The organism is Cellulomonas sp. Leaf395, assembly GCF_001424125.1.
Taxonomy (GTDB): domain Bacteria; phylum Actinomycetota; class Actinomycetes; order Actinomycetales; family Cellulomonadaceae; genus Cellulomonas.
In genome coordinates, this window is the sequence record NZ_LMQI01000004.1 from 583085 (window position 1) to 598180 (window position 15096).

Genomic DNA, 15096 nt, shown 5'->3' on the forward strand with positions numbered 1-15096 from the left:
GGCGCGGTCGTCGTCGGCCGGGAGGCGATGGCAACGGAAAGCGCTTGCCCCAACCCTCGTCGACATGGCACGATCGGGTGCGACGCGCAGGTCAGACGCGCGTCCCGCACACGGAGGTAGGGCAACGATGCCGGCAGTCGCACTGGTCACCGGGGGTAATCGGGGGATCGGCCTCGGAATCACGCAGCGGCTGCTCGCCGACGGCTTCGCAGTCTCGATCCTCGCCACCCGCGAGGAGCCGACCGAGCTGCTGGAGTCGCTGGACGCACCAGGCCGGGTCCGCTACGTGCGCGGCTCGGTGGCCGACCTCGAGGACCACGCCCGGTTCGTCGACGATGCGGTCGAGGCGTGGGGCCGCCTCGACCTGCTGGTGAACAACGCCGGGGTCGCTCCCAGCGTGCGGGCAGATCTCCTCGAGGCCGGCGCCGAGAGCTTCGACCGGGTGCTCGGCATCAACCTGCGCGGCCCGTACTTCCTGACGCAGACGTTCGCGAACCGGGTCATCGCGCTCGGCGCCGACGTCCTTCCCCGGGCCACCGTGATCAACGTGTCGAGCATCTCCGCGACCACCGTCTCCACCAACCGCGGCGACTACTGCATCTCCAAGGCGGGCGTCGCCATGGCCACCCAGCTCTTCGCGGTGCGCTTGGCGCCCGAGGGGATCGTCGTCTACGAGGTGCGGCCCGGCGTGATCGCCACCGACATGACCGCGGGCGTCACCGAGAAGTACGACGCCCTGATCGCCGAGGGCCTCGCACCCATCAACCGCTGGGGTCGTCCGTCCGACGTCGCCGGTGCGGTGTCGATCCTGGCGTCCGGCCAGACCCCGTACTCCACCGGCGAGGTGTTCCACGTCGACGGCGGCATGCACATCCCGGTGCTGTGATGACGTCACTGCAGGGTGTCCCCGTCGTCACCGTCAACACCGTCGTGGTCGGAACCGGCTCCGCCGGCTTCTGCGCGGCCGACCGCCTGTGGGAGCTGGGCCAGACGGACATCGTCATGGTCGCCGACAAGGTCAACGCCGGCTCGTCGCGCAACGCCGGCTCCGACAAGCAGACGTACTACAAGCTCACGCTCTCGGGCGGCGACGGCGACTCCGTGCGGGAGATGGCCGAGACGCTGTACTCCGGCGGGGCGATGGACGGCGACAACGCGCTCGCCGAGGCCGCCCTCTCCGCTCGCGGCTTCCTGCGCCTGTGCGACCTGGGCGTGCCGTTCCCGCAGAACCGGTACGGCGAGTTCATCGGCTACAAGACCGACCACGACCCGCGTCGTCGCGCCACGTCCGTCGGCCCGTACACCAGCCGGTCGATGGTCGAGCAGCTGGAGAAGAAGGTCCACCGCAACGGCACCCGCATCTACGACGAGTGCCGCGTGGTCGACGTGATCGTCGACGAGGGCGCGGTCGCCGGGCTGCTGGTGCTGCGGACGGACGTGCCGCACGACGGTGCCGAGAGCCCGTTCCTGCTGTTCCGGTGCACCAACATCGTCTACGCGACGGGCGGCCCCGCCGGGATGTACGCCACGCGCGTCTTCCCCAACGGCCAGTGGGGTGCGTCCGGGGCGGCGTACCGCGCGGGCGTGCACGGCAAGAACCTCACCGAGTGGCAGTTCGGGCTGGCCTCGACGCACCCGCGCTGGAACGTCTCGGGCACGTACATGCAGGTCATCCCCACCTTCATCTCGACGGATGCCGACGGTGGCGACGAGCGCGAGTTCCTGACGGAGGCGATCCCCGACTACGGGCAGCTGATGTCGCTGGTGTTCCTCAAGGGCTACCAGTGGCCGTTCGACATCCGGAAGGCCGTCGACGGTTCGTCGCTGATCGACCTGCTGGTCTACCGCGAGACCGTCCTGCGCGGTCGGCGGGTGTTCCTCGACTTCCGTCGCAACCCCGTGCACGAGTCCTTCGACCCGTCGGCGCTCAGCCCTGAGGCCTACGAGTACCTCGACCGCGCGGGTGTTCTCTTCGGCACGCCCATCGAGCGGCTGCGGCGCATGAACGAGCCCGCGTACCAGTTCTACCTGGGCAAGAACCCGTACGTGGACCTCGAGACGACGATGCTCGAGGTCGACGTGTGCGCGCAGCACAACAACGGCGGGCTCGTGGTCGACGCCTGGTGGCAGTCGAACATCGAGGGCTTCTTCCCGGTCGGCGAGGCAGGCGGCGCGCACGGGGTCTACCGGCCCGGGGGCGCGGCGCTGAACAGCGGGCAGGTGGGCGCCACGCGGGCGGCGCAGTTCATCGCGGCGCGGCGGGGTGCTTCCCCGCGGGAGTTCGACGAGGCCGCGGCGCCGGTGCTCGCCGCCGCGACCGCTCTGGTCGCTGCCGCGTCGGAGCGCGCTGCCTCGGGGATCCCTGACAACACGGGCGACCTGCTGCGCGAGGTGCAGGTGCTCATGAGCGCCAAGGCCGGCCCGGTGCGCTCCGCGGAGTCGATCAAGGAGGCGCTGGTCCAGGTCCACGAGTGGCTGTCGACCTACGAGGCGACCGTCTCGGCGGACGCCTCCTCGCGCCGCTCCATCAACCGGACGTTCCTGGTCCGCGACATCCTGACCAGCGCCTACGTGTACCTCTCCGCGATGGCCGACTACGTGGCGCACGGCGGTCGCTCGCGCGGCTCGGTTCTCTACACCGACCCGTCCGGGAGCATCCCGCACGGCCTCACGGAGCTGCCCGACGTCTTCACGTTCACGCTCGACGGCGGCGCGCTGGACGACGAGGTGCAGGAGACGTCGTGGGTCCCGGCCGACGGCTTCGTCCCCGTGGTCCCGCGTGCGGAGGGCGACCCCGCCGGCGAGCCGGTGTTCCGCTGGCGTCCCCGCCGACCGATCCCCGAGGACGACGACTTTTTCGAGAACGTCTGGCGCGAGTTCCGCGAGCACGGGAACATCCACTGATGCGCATCGCCCTGCCGGACCCCCGCGTCGAGATCCGCGGGGCGGCGTGGCTCGAGGAGACTCCTTCCGGGGTGCTGCCGCACCGGCTGCCGGCCTGGGTGCGACCCCAGCTCCCCGACGACTTCATGGCCATGGTCGAGTCGCAGCCCTCCGGCGTCCGGCTGCGGCTGCGGACCGCCGCACGCTCCGCGCGGCTCGACGTCCAGGTGCACCGCGTCGCCGTCGACCCGGCGCCGCCCGGTCCGGGCCAGCCGTACGACGTCCTCGTCGACGGTGTCTCCGTCCCTCAGGCGGAGGGAATCGCGTCGCAGGCCGGCGTCATCGCGCTCGACCCGATCGCCGGGACGGTCATCGAGCGTCCGGGGCCACCGGGCGTCGTGGACCTCGCGCTCGGTGGCGACGGCACCGTCGAGCGCGACGTCGAGATCTGGCTTCCCCCGGGGGAGACCACGCGGCTCGTCGCCCTGACCACCGACGCGCCCGTGTCGGCACCGGGCGCGGTGGATGCCCCTCGCTGGGTCCACCACGGCTCGTCGATCAGCCACGGCGCCGGTGCCGCGTCGGCGCTCGGTGCGTGGCCCGTGGTCGCAGCCCGGATCGCCGGCCTTGACCTGGTCAACCTCGGCTTCTCCGGCAACGCGGTGCTCGACCCGTTCGTCGCGCGGGCGATCCGCGACCAGCCCGCCGACCTGATCACGCTCAAGCTGGGCATCAACGTGGTGAACCACGACGCGCTGCACCTGCGCGCCTTCGCCCCCGCGGTGCACGGGTTCCTCGACACGATCCGCGACGGTCACCCGACCACACCGCTGGTCCTGGTCTCGCCTCTCCTCTGCCCGTTGGTCGAGACCACCCCCGGTCCGACGTCGCTCGACCCGGCCGACCCGACGGTCTTCCGCACCACCGGCCACCCGTCCGAGGTCGCCGACGGCAAGCTGACCCTGACCGAGATCCGCCCCGTGCTGCGCGCGGTCGTCGACGCTCGCGCGGACAGCGCACTGACGTACGTTGACGGCACGACCCTCTACGGCTGGTCCGACTCGGACGACCTGCCGATGCGCGACCTGATGCACCCGGACGCGGATGCCCACCGGCTGATCGGGACGCGGTTCGCCGCGGTCGTCCGGCGGCTGGTGAATCCGGTCTAGCCGACGAACCGAAGCACGTCGGTCGCGGCATCCGACAGCGCCGGAATCTCGGCGTCCACGATCACCTGCGGAACCGGCAGGTCCAGCGGAACCGGGAGGTCCAGCCGGCGGAAGCGGCCCTCGACACGTCGGCGGAGGTTGGCCGTCACCAGCGCCCACCGGCCGGGCTCCAGAGCGTGCAGCAACCGGTCCACGCCGGCGAACGACTCGTACTGCCCCTCGCGCACGTCGTCGTCCTCCAGGCGCTGGAAGTATTCGAGCGCGTCCGCCCGGTCCGCCTGCGGGAGGAAGTGGGCCGCCGTCTCGACGGGCCGCGTCCGCAGCGCGACGGAGTAGGCCTCGTCACCGTCCAGTCCGAATCGGACCGCCCACGTAGACCAGATTCCCCGCTGGTTGGCGACCGCGTCGACGAGGGTGCCGTCGACGTCGAAGAGCACGGCTGTCTCGGCGGGTGCGGGCACAGCCGATGACGCTATCGGCGGGAGAGGCTGTGATCAGAGGTGGGGGAGGACCAACCGCACGTACCGGTCCGCGAGCGTCGCGACCGTCTCGTCGCCCGGGGTGTCCCAGACGGACTGGTTGAAGATCTCCACCTCGACGTCACCGGCGTACCCGGTCTGGGCCACCCACCGCGTGATCGTCGCGAAGTCGATGTACCCGTCGCCCACGTGCCCGCGGGACAGCAGAGCGTCGGTCGCCAGCGGGAGCGTCCAGTCGCACACCTGGTAGTTCGCGATCCGGCCGGCTGCGCCGGCGCGGGCGATCTGCCGCTGCAGGTCCGGGTCCCACCACACGTGGTATGTGTCGACGACGACGCCGACGACGTCCGCCGGGTACGGCTCCGCGATGTCGAGCGCCTGGCCGAGCGTCGAGATGACCGCCCGGTCCGCCGCGAAGATCGGGTGCAGCGGCTCCAGGACGAGCCGGACACCGTGCCCGGCCGCGAACGGCGCGAGCTCCCCGATGCGGTCCGCCACCCGTCGGCGTGCGCCGACGATGTCGCGCCCGTCCGTCCCGGGCAGAGCCGGTCCGCCCGGCGCGCTCGCAGCCGGTAGGCCGCCGACGACCATGATCAGCTCGCGCGTGCCGAGCGTCGCCGCCTCGACGATCGCGCGACGGTTGTCGTCGAGCGCCGCCGCCGCGGCCGCGTCGTCGTCCGCGGTGAGGAACCCGCCGCGGCACAGCGACGAGACCCGCAGGCCGGCGTCGGCGATGATCCGGGCCGACTCGGCGACACCGGCCTCCTGCACGCGGTCGCGCCACACGCCGATGGCGGGAAGCCCCGCGCGCACGGCGCCGTCGACGGCCTCGCGCAGGGTCCACGACTTCGTCGTCGCCGTGTTGAGCGACAGCCGCGTCAGGTCCGTCCCCGCCGGGGTCACCGTCGGCTCCGTGGTCGTCTGGGTGGTCACAGCGTGATCGTCGGGACGTCGAGACGACGGCCCTCCGCCGACGACTGCAGGCCCAGCTCGGCGAGCTGCACGCCGCGCGCGGCCGACAGCAGGTCGAAGCGGTGGGTGCGCCCGGCGACGACGTCGCGCAGGAACTCCTCCCACTGCAGCTTGAAGCCGTTGTCCAGGTCACCGTTCGCCGGAACCTCGAGCCACTGCTCGCGGAACGACTCGGTGACCGGCAGGTCCGGGTTCCACACGGGCTTCGGGGTGTGTGCCCGCTGCTGGGCCACGCACTTGTTCAACCCGGCGACCGCCGAGCCGTGCGTGCCGTCGATCTGGAACTCGACCAGCTCGTCGCGGTACACGCGGACGGCCCAGGACGAGTTGATCTGCGCGACCACGGGGTCGCCGCCGGGCGTCTCGATCTCGAAGATGCCGTACGCCGCGTCGTCGGCGGTGGCGTCGTACGCCGCTCCGCGCTCGTCCCAGCGCGTCGGGATGTGCGTCGCGGTCTGCGCGTTCACCGTCTTGACCGTGCCGAGGATGCCCTCCAGCACGTAGTTCCAGTGGCAGAACATGTCGACGACGATGCCGCCGCCGTCCTCCTTGCGGTAGTTCCAGCTGGGGCGCTGGGCCTCCTGGCCGTCACCCTCGAACACCCAGTATCCGAACTCGCCGCGCAGCGACAGGATCCGGCCGAAGAAGCCCTCGTCCACGAGCCGGCGCAGCTTGACCAGGCCCGGCAGGTACAGCTTGTCGTGCACGACGCCCGCAGTGACGCCAGTGCTCTCGCGGAGCCGAGCGAGATCGATCGCCTCCGCCAGCGTCTCGGCCGTCGGCTTCTCCGTGAAGATGTGCTTGCCGGCCTTCATCGCCGCCGTCAGCGCCGAGTACCGACGGCTGGTCACCTGCGCGTCGAAGTAGATGTCGACGGTGGGGTCGTTGATCACCGAGTCGGCGTCGGTGGTCCAGTGCTCCACGCCGTGCAGCTCCGCCAGCTCGCGGACCTTGTCCGCGTTGCGGCCGATGAGGATCGGCTCCACCTGGACGCGCGTACCGTCCTCGAGCGTGACGCCGCCCTGGTCGCGGATCGACAGGATCGAGCGGACGAGGTGCTGGCGGTAGCCCATCCGGCCGGTGATGCCGTTCATCCCGATGCGCAGGGTGCGGGTCGTCATGAGTGCTCCGAGTGTTCTGGACCGCGGTGTCGGTCGGAGTGTGGAATGCGCTTTCCAGCGTAGGGACCGGAGCGATGCTACGTCAAGGCCTCGAAACCAAGTGCTGCGTGTCCCCGCCGCCGTCGAACCTTGCCCACGGCCCGGCATGGCGTGTCAGCGGGTCGTCCAGGGCGGCGGGTACCCCCGTCGCCCAGGAGGCAGGCCATGCCCGTCGCCCTGTCGGCCGGTTACGCCCGGATGCTTACCAGGTCCGCCACAGCACCGCGGACGGCGGACCGGAACGCGTCCGACCCGGCCAGGTCGTCACCGAACACCGCCCGCACGTCGAGCATCCGGTCGGCCAGCGAGTCGAGCGGCCCTGCGGCGGCGGCGGCGAGGGCGGGCGCCAACGGGTCGTCGAGGCCGATCTGCCGGCCGTCGACCTCCAGCTCGCCCTGCGAGGTCGCCCGCACGTAGGCGATCCAGGCGGCGACGGCCCCGGCGGCCGCGGTGGGGACAGATCCGCTGCTGAGCCGGTCGCGGACCGTGCCGAGCAGGCGCTGCGGAAGCTTCTGCGACCCGTCCATGGCGACCTGCACGGTGGTGTGCCCGGTGTTCGGGTTGGCGAACCGCGACAGGACGTCGTCGCGGTACTGCACGAGGTCCATGCCGTCCGGCGCCACGAGGGTGGGCAGGACGTCCTCGTCGACGAGCGCCCGGACAGTCGCCTCCAGGGCCGGGTCGGCGACGGCCTGCGCGATCGTCGCGTGCCCTCGCAGTGCCCCCAGGTAGGCCAGCGTCGAGTGGCTGGCGTTCAGGACCCGGAGCTTGGCGCGCTCGTACGGCGCGACATCCCCGGTCAGCGTGGCCCCGACGCGTTCCCACGCAGGCCGTGGGCCGGCGAACGTGTCCTGGATGACCCACTGCGTGAACGGTTCGCCGATCACCAGTCCCGCGTCGGTCAGGCCGAGGAGGGCCTGTGCCTCCGCGCGGTGTGCGTCGGTGGTGGCGGGGACGATCCGGTCGACCATGGTCCCTGGGAAGCGCACCGAGGTCTCGACCCACTCGCGGAGCCGGTCGCCGTGCGGGACGGCGTCCAGGGTGGCGGCGACGAGCGCGGCCAGAACGGCTCCGTTGTCGGCGAGGTTGTCGCAGCAGACCACGGTGAGGTTCCCGGCGTCGTGCCTCGCGCGCAGGGCCAGTCCCCGCAGGAGCAGGCCGAGCGGTGAGCGGGCCGCCGTCTCGGCTGCACCGCCGCGCAGCTCCGACGCCAGGGCGGCGAGGTCGGCTGCCAGGTCGGGGTCGGCCAGATCCGGGCGGCCGTCGGCTGCCCGCCGGTACCCCTTCTCCGTCACGGTCAGGGTCACCACGTGGGTGGTGGGCGCAGCGATCGTGGCGAGGACCCGCGGAGTGTCGGTCCCGGGGAAGGCCACGTCGCGCAACGATCCGATGAGCCGCAGCGACGTCTCGGTGGTGCCCTTGGTCAGCACGCCGTAGAGGCCGTCCTGTGGCGCGAGCTGCTCCACGACGCGGGCGCTGCGCTGCGTGACGCCGAGGATTCCCCACCGGTTCTCGCCGGCCGCGGCCGCGGCGTCCTCAGTGAAGACGGCCTGGTGCGCCCGGTGGAACGCACCGAGCCCGAGGTGGACCAGGCCGACGCTCACGTCTGCGGGGTCCACGGCGGGTGGCTGCACCCCGGACGGCAGGGCGGTGCTGGGCAACGTCGCGCGCGAGAGCCGGGGCGCGCCGGCGGTGGCGGTCATCCGCCGGCCGCCGATGACTGCGCCGACGCCACGCCGGTGGAGGCGCGGACCACCAGCTCGACGCCGATGAGGACCGAGGGCGGGCCGGCGTTCTCACGGTCGGACCCGAGCGCGGTCGCCGGCGCCGTGTGCCGCGCGCGTTCGGCCGACGTGAGCGCGGACTCCGTCGCCGTCGGGACGGAGCCGGCCTCGATGAGCAGGTCGACCGCCGCGCGGCCCAGCCGGGCCAGCGGCACGGTGACGGTGGTGAGGGTGGGCGAGACCAGGGTCGCCGCCGGGATGTCGTCGTACCCGACGACCGAGACGTCCTCGGGGACGCGCACGCCCCGGGCGCGCAGCCTGCTCAGGATGCCGAGCGCGAGCAGGTCGTTGTGCGCGAGGACCGCGGTGACACCGCTGGCGGCGACGAGGTCGCCGGCCGCCACGCCCCCGCCGAACAGGGGAGGAAAGTGTCCGAGGTCGACCACGTCGATGCTGCGCAGGCCGTGCGACGCATGCTCGAGACCGCGCCGTCGCTGGGCGTCGGACCACGAGCCGACCGGGCCCCCGGCGTAGCCGATCCGGCGGTGCCCGAGCGCGTACAGGTGGGTCACGGCCTGGCGGATGCCGTCGGCGTTGTCGATGACGACGGACGGCAGCCCGGCGTGCAGCCGGTTGACGAGAAGCAGCGGGACGTCGTCGTCGAGCACGTCCCGGCCGAGCCGGTCGAGCTCGACGTCGGTCATCCGCGGCGAGCACAGGATCACGCCGTCGACCTGGGCGCCGAGGTGCCCGACGAGCTCGCTCTCGAGGCGGGGGTCCTCCTCGGCGTCCGCCACGAGCAGGGCGAAGCCGAGGGCGCGGGCGCGTGCCTGGACACCCTTGGCGACAGCGGCGAAGAACGGGTTCTCCAGGTCCGGGACGACGAGGCAGAGGTTCCCTGTGCGGCCGGTGATCAGCTCCCGCGCGGCCCGGTTGGGCCGGTAGCCGAGCTCGCGGGCGACCTGCTGGACGTGCTCGCGGCGGGCGGGGGCGACGAGATCAGGGGCGCTGAGCGCGCGAGAGGCCGTCGCCGGCGAGACACCTGCGGCTCGCGCGACATCGCGCAACGTGACCACCACAGTCCCTCCTTGTCTCGACCGCTCGATGAATGAATGCGATTTCAGCACGTTCCGTCCGGAGGTGGCAAGTGGCGTACCGACATGCGGGATGCCACGACGTCGGGGCTTGTGGTCGACGCGTTCACCTGGTTGGCTTCGATGAATGCGTTTGCATCCCGCGTCATCGAGGACCTCTCGGCGGCGAATGACGGCTGGCCCGAGGAGTATTCGATGGTGAGCGAGACCGGGTGGTCCCTGCACCCCGACCGGGCGTTGCCCAGCGACCCTGTCGTGCGCCCGATCGCCCGGGAGATCCTCACCGCGACCGCGACCCTGCCGATCGTCTCCATGCATGGCCACGTCGACGCGGGCCTGCTGGCTCGCGACGAGCCGTTCCCGGACCCGGCGTCGCTGCTGGTCACGCCCGACCACTACCTGGTGCGCATGCTGGTGTCGCAGGGCGTGCCCCACGACGCCCTCGGGGTGCCGCGCCGGGACCGACCCGGCGCGGTCGCCGACCCGCGGGAGGTCTGGCGGACCTTCGCGACGCACTGGCCGCTGTTCCGGGGGACGCCGACGCGCTACTGGCTGGAGCACGTCTTCGTCGAGGTGTTCGGGCTCGACGAGCGCCCCTCGGCCGACTCCGCCGACCGCCTCTTCGACCTCCTCTCCGAGCGGCTGGAGAAGCCGGAGTTCCGGCCCCTGGCCCTCTTCGACGAGTTCGGCATCGAGATCCTGGCGACCACCGACGCGGCGACCGCGACGCTGTCGGACCACGCCGACCTGGCGGAGCGCGGCTGGGGCGACCGGATCGTGCCGACCTTTCGGCCGGACGCCCTGCTGCACGTCGACCGCCCCGGCTGGCAGGCGGACGTCGCGCTGCTCGAGGCGCGGTCGGGCGTCGCGATCAGCGGGTATCGCGACCTCGTGCGCGCGCTCGAGGAACGGCGTCGCGCGTTCGTCGCCGCCGGTGCGCGCGCCACGGACCACGGGCACCTGTCCGCGGACACGACCCCGCTGAACGAGGCCGAGGCCGAGCGGATCGTGTCGGCGGCGCTGCGCGGTGACGTCTCCGCGGCGGACGCGCAGGCGTTCTCGGGTCACATGCTGTTCGAGATGGCACGCATGTCGGCCGAGGACGGCCTCGTGATGCAGCTCCACCCGGGCGTCCTGCGCGACCACGACCGGGCGGTCGCAGACCTGCGCGGTCCTGACGTCGGCTACGACATCCCCGTGACGACCGAGTACGTGCGCGCCCTGCGCCCCGTGCTGGAGGCGTTCGGCCACCATCCCGGTCTGCGGCTGGTCCTGTTCACGGTGGACGAGGACACCTTCAGCCGCGAGCTGGCGCCGATCGCGGGCGTGTACCCCGCGGTGCGGCTGGGCGCGCCGTGGTGGTTCCTCGACACCCCCGACGGCATGCGGCGCTTCCGTGAGGCGGTGACCGACTCCGCGGGGTTCGCCAACACCACGGGGTTCGTCGACGACACCCGCGCGTTCTGCTCGATCCCCGCGCGCCACGACCTGGCCCGGCGCATCGACGCCGGCTTCCTTGCCCGGCTCGTCGCGGAGCACCGGCTCGAGGTCGACGAAGCGATCGAGACCGCGGTCGACCTCGCCTACCGGATCCCGCGTCAGGCGTATGCTCCACCACACACGGCAAACGCTTTCCCGCGACCGAGCGGGTATGAGCACGGTGCGAAGGAGCACAAGTGAGCGACATCCTGGAGCGCCTGGCGGCGCACCGACTGGTCCCCGTCGTCGTGATCGACGACGCCTCCCACGCCGACGCGCTGGCGCAAGCCCTCGTCGACGGTGGGCTCCCGGTCGCAGAGGTCACGTTCCGCACGGCAGCGGCGGCTGACGCGATCCGCGCCATCGCCGCGCGCGGCGACGTCCTCGTCGGTGCGGGCACCGTGCTCACCCCTGCGCAGGTCGACGACGCGGTGGCCGCCGGTGCGTCCTACGTCGTCTCGCCGGGCACCAGCCGCGCCGTTGTCGAGCGCTGCCAGGAGCACGGCATCCTCGCCCTGCCCGGCGCGGTCACGGCCACCGAGGTGCAGGCGGCGCTCGAGCTGGGCCTGACCACCGTGAAGTTCTTCCCCGCCGGTACCTCCGGCGGCGCCAAGGCGGTCGCCGCCCTCGCCGCGCCCTTCGGGGACGTCGGGTTCGTGCCCACCGGTGGCATCGGACCCAGCAACCTGGCCGAGTACCTGGCGCTGCCCTCCGTCCGGGCCGTCGGCGGCTCCTGGATGGTTCCCCGCGACCTGATCCGTGCCGGTGACCTCGACGCCGTCCGGGACCTCACGGCCGAAGCCGTCAGTCTCGTCGCCCACCCCTGACCTCTCGATCCCGAAGGAACGCCGCTCATGTCCGACCTGGTCATCCGCCCCGCGGGCGAGACGCGCTACGACGCCGTCTCCCTCGGCGAGGTCATGCTCCGTCTCGATCCCGGCGAGGGTCGTATCCGCACCGCCCGCTCGTTCCGCGCGTGGGAGGGCGGCGGCGAGTACAACGTGTCCCGTGGCCTGCGGCGCGCGTTCGGGCTGCGCACCGCGATCGTCACCGCGCTCGCGGACAACGAGGTCGGGCGCCTGGTTGAGGACCTCATCCTCACCGGCGGCCTGGACACGTCCTTCGTCCAGTGGGTGCTCTACGACGGCATCGGGCGCCAGGTCCGCAACGGCCTGAACTTCACCGAGCGCGGCTTCGGCGTCCGTGGAGCCGTCGGGGTGAGCGACCGTGGCCACACCGCCGCGGCGCAGCTGGCGCCCGGTGACGTCGACTGGGAGCACCTGTTCGGCGAGCTCGGGGTGCGGTGGTTCCACACGGGCGGCATCTTCGCGGCGCTGTCGGACAGTGCCGCCGAGACCGTGATCGAGGCCGTGACGGTCGCGCGCAAGCACGGAACGATCGTCAGCTACGACCTCAACTACCGGCCGAGCCTCTGGAAGGCGGTCGGCGGTCAGGCGCGCGCGCAGGAGGTCAACCGGGCGATCGCGCCGCACATCGACGTGATGATCGGCAACGAGGAGGACTTCACCGCCTCGCTCGGGTTCGAGGTGGAAGGGGTCGACGAGAACCTGTCCGCCCTGGAGCTGTCGTCGTTCGCCGCCATGATCGACCGCGTGGCCGAGGCGTACCCGAACTTCCAGGTCATCGCCACGACGCTGCGCACGGTGCACTCCGCGACGGTCAACGACTGGGGCGCCATCGCCTGGTCGAGGGGCACCGGGCTGGTCAGCGCCACGCACCGGGAGCGCCTGGAGATCCTCGACCGCGTCGGCGGTGGCGACTCGTTCGCGTCTGGTCTTGCCTACGGGCTGCTCGCCGGTGAGGACCTGCAGACCGCGGTCGAGTACGGCGCCGCGCACGGCGCCCTGGCGATGACCACACCCGGCGACACGACCATGGTCAGCAAGGCCGAGGTGCTCAAGCTGGCCGGCGGCGGCGGAGCGCGCGTCGACCGCTGACCACCGACCACCCGGCCGCCGAGTGCCCCGAGTGCTGGGCCGCGGACGGACCAGCGATCGCCGGGCGCGCGGTCCACGCGCCGCCGTGGACCGTGCACCGATCGGGTCCGCACCGACGTCGACCGCGCGCTGAGGTGGACTCACGGACCGACGTCGACCGACGCACCGATGTGGACCGACAGGCGCACCCCCACGCCTCCGTGGTGCACTTGGGCCAGCATCCGCACCCTCAGCACGACCCCCGGAGGTACCCGTGACCAAGTCGAGCCTGCCGTCCGCAATGCCTGGAGCGTCACTCGAGCTCGACGCCCAGGGGCAGCTGCTCTGCCCGAAGTGCGGGGCGTCGACGGTCGACGTCGCGGGGATCGATCAGGTGAGCGGCATGCCGTGGGTGAACCACGTCCTCGTGTGCAGCAAGTGCGGCGTCACGTCGCGGCTCGCCCTGGTGGGCGCGTTCGGCCGCACGGTGCTGCGCTGGCTCGACGACTGAGCTGACACCGGCACCCGATCCGGACACCACGACCCGACCCGCGCGTCGGTGGAGTCAGAGCTCGTATCGCTGGACCCGCGCTGCAGGTCGGTCACGACCCGTGGAAGGTCAGCAGGTCGATCGAGACGCGTCAGGTGACCGCGCCGAGCTGCCACGGCACGAACTCGTCGGACCCCAGGTCGAGCTCTTCGGAGACGGTCTGCCGGCCGGACGCGACGGCGATGATCAGCTCGAACAGCTCGTCGCCGACGGACGCCACGGTCGCGGTGCCGTCGACGATGCGTCCGGCGTTGAGGTCCATGTCCTCGGTCATCCGCAGGTAGGTGGCGGTGTTCGTCGCGACCTTGATGGACGGTGTCGGCTTGCAGCCGAGGACGGAGCCGCGACCGGTGGTGAACACGACGACGGTGGCGCCGCCGGCGACGAGGCCGGTGACGGAGACGGGGTCGTACCCGGGGGTGTCCATGAAGGTGAAGCCGCGGGCGGTGACGGGTTCGGCGTACTCGTAGACCTCGACCAGCTCCGCGGTGCCGCCCTTGGCGACGGCGCCGAGCGACTTCTCGAGGATGGTCGTCAGCCCGCCGGCCTTGTTGCCGGGGGACGGGTTGTTGTCCATGGTGCCGCCGCCGGCCGCGGTGTAGCCCTTCCACCAGTCGAGCCGGTCGAGCAGCTTCTGCCCGACGTCGCGGGAGACGGCGCGGCGCAGGAGGAGGTGCTCGGCGCCGAACACCTCGGGCGTCTCGGCGAGGATCGAGGTGCCACCGCGGGCGACGAGCTGGTCGGACGCGTGCCCGAGTGCGGGGTTGGCGGTGATGCCGGAGTACCCGTCGGACCCGCCGCAGTTGAGGCCGAGCACCAGCTCGGAGACGGGTGCAGGGGTGCGGCGCAGGGAGTCGATCGCAGGGAGCATCTTCTCGATGGCCTCGACCCCGGCGCGCACGGTGCGACGGATGCCGCCGGTCTCCTGGATGACAAGGGTGGTCACGGGCTTGTCGGGGGGAAGGTCGAGGCCGTCGAGCAGCGACTCGGCGGGGATCATCTCGCAGCCGAGGCCGAGGACGAGCAGACCGGCGATGTTGGGGTGGTCGGCGTAGCCGCGCAGGGTGCGCCGCGTGATCTGGGCGCCCTCGCTGGTGGGCACGAGGCCGCAGCCGGTGTCGTGGGTGAGGGCGACGACGCCGTCGACGTGCGGGTAGGCGTCGAGGACGCGGCCGCGGAACTGGTCGGCGATGAGCCGGGCGGTCGACGCGGAGCAGTTCACGGAGGTGACGATGCCGACGTAGTTGCGGGTGCCCCAGCGACCGTCGCTGCGGGAGTACCCGTCGAAGGTCCGGACCGGTCCGTCGGGTGTCGGCAGGGTGACGCGGGCGGTGCCGAACTCGTAGGCGCGCTCGTCGTCGTCCATGCCCAGGTTGTGCGAGTGCACGTGGTCACCGACGGCGATGTCCCGGGTGGCGCGGCCGATCGACTGCCCGTACTTGTGCACGGGCTGACCGGAGGCGACCGGGCGGACCGCGAGCTTGTGGCCGCGCGGCACGCTCTGGGTGACCACCAGCGAGTCGAGGACGGTGCCGGACTGCAGATCCCGGGTGGCTACGCCGACGTCGTCGTCGGGGCGCAGGACCAGGACACAGTCGGCCAGGCTGAGCGTCGTCGTCACGGCGTCAGGATATCGCTTTCCCGACGTT

Annotated in this window: 13 protein-coding genes; 7 read left to right on the forward strand and 6 right to left on the reverse strand. The window is 72.1% G+C overall.

Features of this window, described 5'->3' with window-relative positions; translation table 11 throughout:
• Positions 1–127: 127 nt before the first annotated feature.
• The 3 genes from ASG23_RS14165 to ASG23_RS14175 are packed head-to-tail and all read left to right on the forward strand — an operon-like array spanning position 128 to position 4052.
• Positions 128–886, forward strand: coding sequence for a 3-ketoacyl-ACP reductase (locus ASG23_RS14165; RefSeq protein ID WP_056026003.1), 759 nt, complete (start codon positions 128–130; stop codon positions 884–886).
• Positions 886–2904, forward strand: coding sequence for an FAD-dependent oxidoreductase (locus ASG23_RS14170; protein ID WP_056026005.1), 2019 nt, complete (start codon positions 886–888; stop codon positions 2902–2904). The genes ASG23_RS14165 and ASG23_RS14170 overlap by 1 nt, the downstream gene beginning before the upstream one ends.
• Complete coding sequence (locus ASG23_RS14175; protein WP_056026007.1) at positions 2904–4052, forward strand: SGNH/GDSL hydrolase family protein; 1149 nt, start codon at positions 2904–2906, stop codon at positions 4050–4052. The genes ASG23_RS14170 and ASG23_RS14175 overlap by 1 nt, the downstream gene beginning before the upstream one ends.
• Here the strand turns inward: ASG23_RS14175 and ASG23_RS14180 are convergent.
• The 5 genes from ASG23_RS14180 to ASG23_RS14200 all read right to left on the reverse strand — a co-directional run bounded on the left by ASG23_RS14180 (position 4049) and on the right by ASG23_RS14200 (position 9463).
• Complete coding sequence (locus ASG23_RS14180) at positions 4049–4513, reverse strand: HAD hydrolase-like protein (protein ID WP_056026009.1); 465 nt, start codon at positions 4511–4513, stop codon at positions 4049–4051. The genes ASG23_RS14175 and ASG23_RS14180 overlap by 4 nt on opposite strands.
• A gap of 33 nt (positions 4514–4546) precedes the next feature.
• Entirely contained in the window at positions 4547–5464 is a 918-nt protein-coding gene (locus tag ASG23_RS14185; protein WP_235521108.1) for a sugar phosphate isomerase/epimerase family protein, read from the reverse strand.
• The gene (locus ASG23_RS14190) at positions 5461–6624 is read right to left on the reverse strand and encodes a Gfo/Idh/MocA family protein (protein WP_056026013.1); all 1164 of its coding nucleotides are present in this window, start codon (positions 6622–6624) and stop codon (positions 5461–5463) included. Before ASG23_RS14190 ends, ASG23_RS14185 begins: the two co-directional genes overlap by 4 nt.
• A 227-nt stretch (positions 6625–6851) precedes the next feature.
• Complete coding sequence (locus ASG23_RS14195) at positions 6852–8366, reverse strand: mannitol dehydrogenase family protein (protein WP_056026015.1); 1515 nt, start codon at positions 8364–8366, stop codon at positions 6852–6854.
• Positions 8363–9463 carry a LacI family DNA-binding transcriptional regulator gene (locus ASG23_RS14200; protein WP_056026361.1) on the reverse strand — a complete coding sequence of 367 codons (1101 nt, stop codon included), beginning with the start codon at positions 9461–9463 and terminating at the stop codon, positions 8363–8365. The genes ASG23_RS14195 and ASG23_RS14200 overlap by 4 nt, the downstream gene beginning before the upstream one ends.
• A gap of 213 nt (positions 9464–9676) precedes the next feature.
• Here ASG23_RS14200 and uxaC point away from each other — a divergent pair, with 213 nt between their 5' ends.
• The 4 genes from uxaC to ASG23_RS14220 all read left to right on the forward strand — a co-directional run bounded on the left by uxaC (position 9677) and on the right by ASG23_RS14220 (position 13408).
• Complete coding sequence (gene uxaC, locus ASG23_RS14205; RefSeq protein WP_056026364.1) at positions 9677–11161, forward strand: glucuronate isomerase; 1485 nt, start codon at positions 9677–9679, stop codon at positions 11159–11161.
• Positions 11158–11787, forward strand: coding sequence for a bifunctional 4-hydroxy-2-oxoglutarate aldolase/2-dehydro-3-deoxy-phosphogluconate aldolase (gene eda, locus ASG23_RS14210; protein ID WP_056026017.1), 630 nt, complete (start codon positions 11158–11160; stop codon positions 11785–11787). The genes uxaC and eda overlap by 4 nt, the downstream gene beginning before the upstream one ends.
• A 27-nt stretch (positions 11788–11814) precedes the next feature.
• On the forward strand, positions 11815–12918 hold the full coding sequence (locus tag ASG23_RS14215) for a sugar kinase (protein WP_056026020.1): 1104 nt from the start codon (positions 11815–11817) through the stop codon (positions 12916–12918).
• 253 nt (positions 12919–13171) lie between these two features.
• The gene (locus ASG23_RS14220; protein ID WP_157465669.1) at positions 13172–13408 is read left to right on the forward strand and encodes a hypothetical protein; all 237 of its coding nucleotides are present in this window, start codon (positions 13172–13174) and stop codon (positions 13406–13408) included.
• A 130-nt stretch (positions 13409–13538) separates the two neighbouring features.
• On the opposite strand, the gene ASG23_RS14225 is transcribed toward ASG23_RS14220, so the two are convergent.
• A complete protein-coding gene (locus ASG23_RS14225; protein WP_056026024.1) occupies positions 13539–15068 on the reverse strand; it encodes a UxaA family hydrolase in 1530 nt (509 codons plus the stop codon).
• Positions 15069–15096 lie beyond the last annotated feature (28 nt).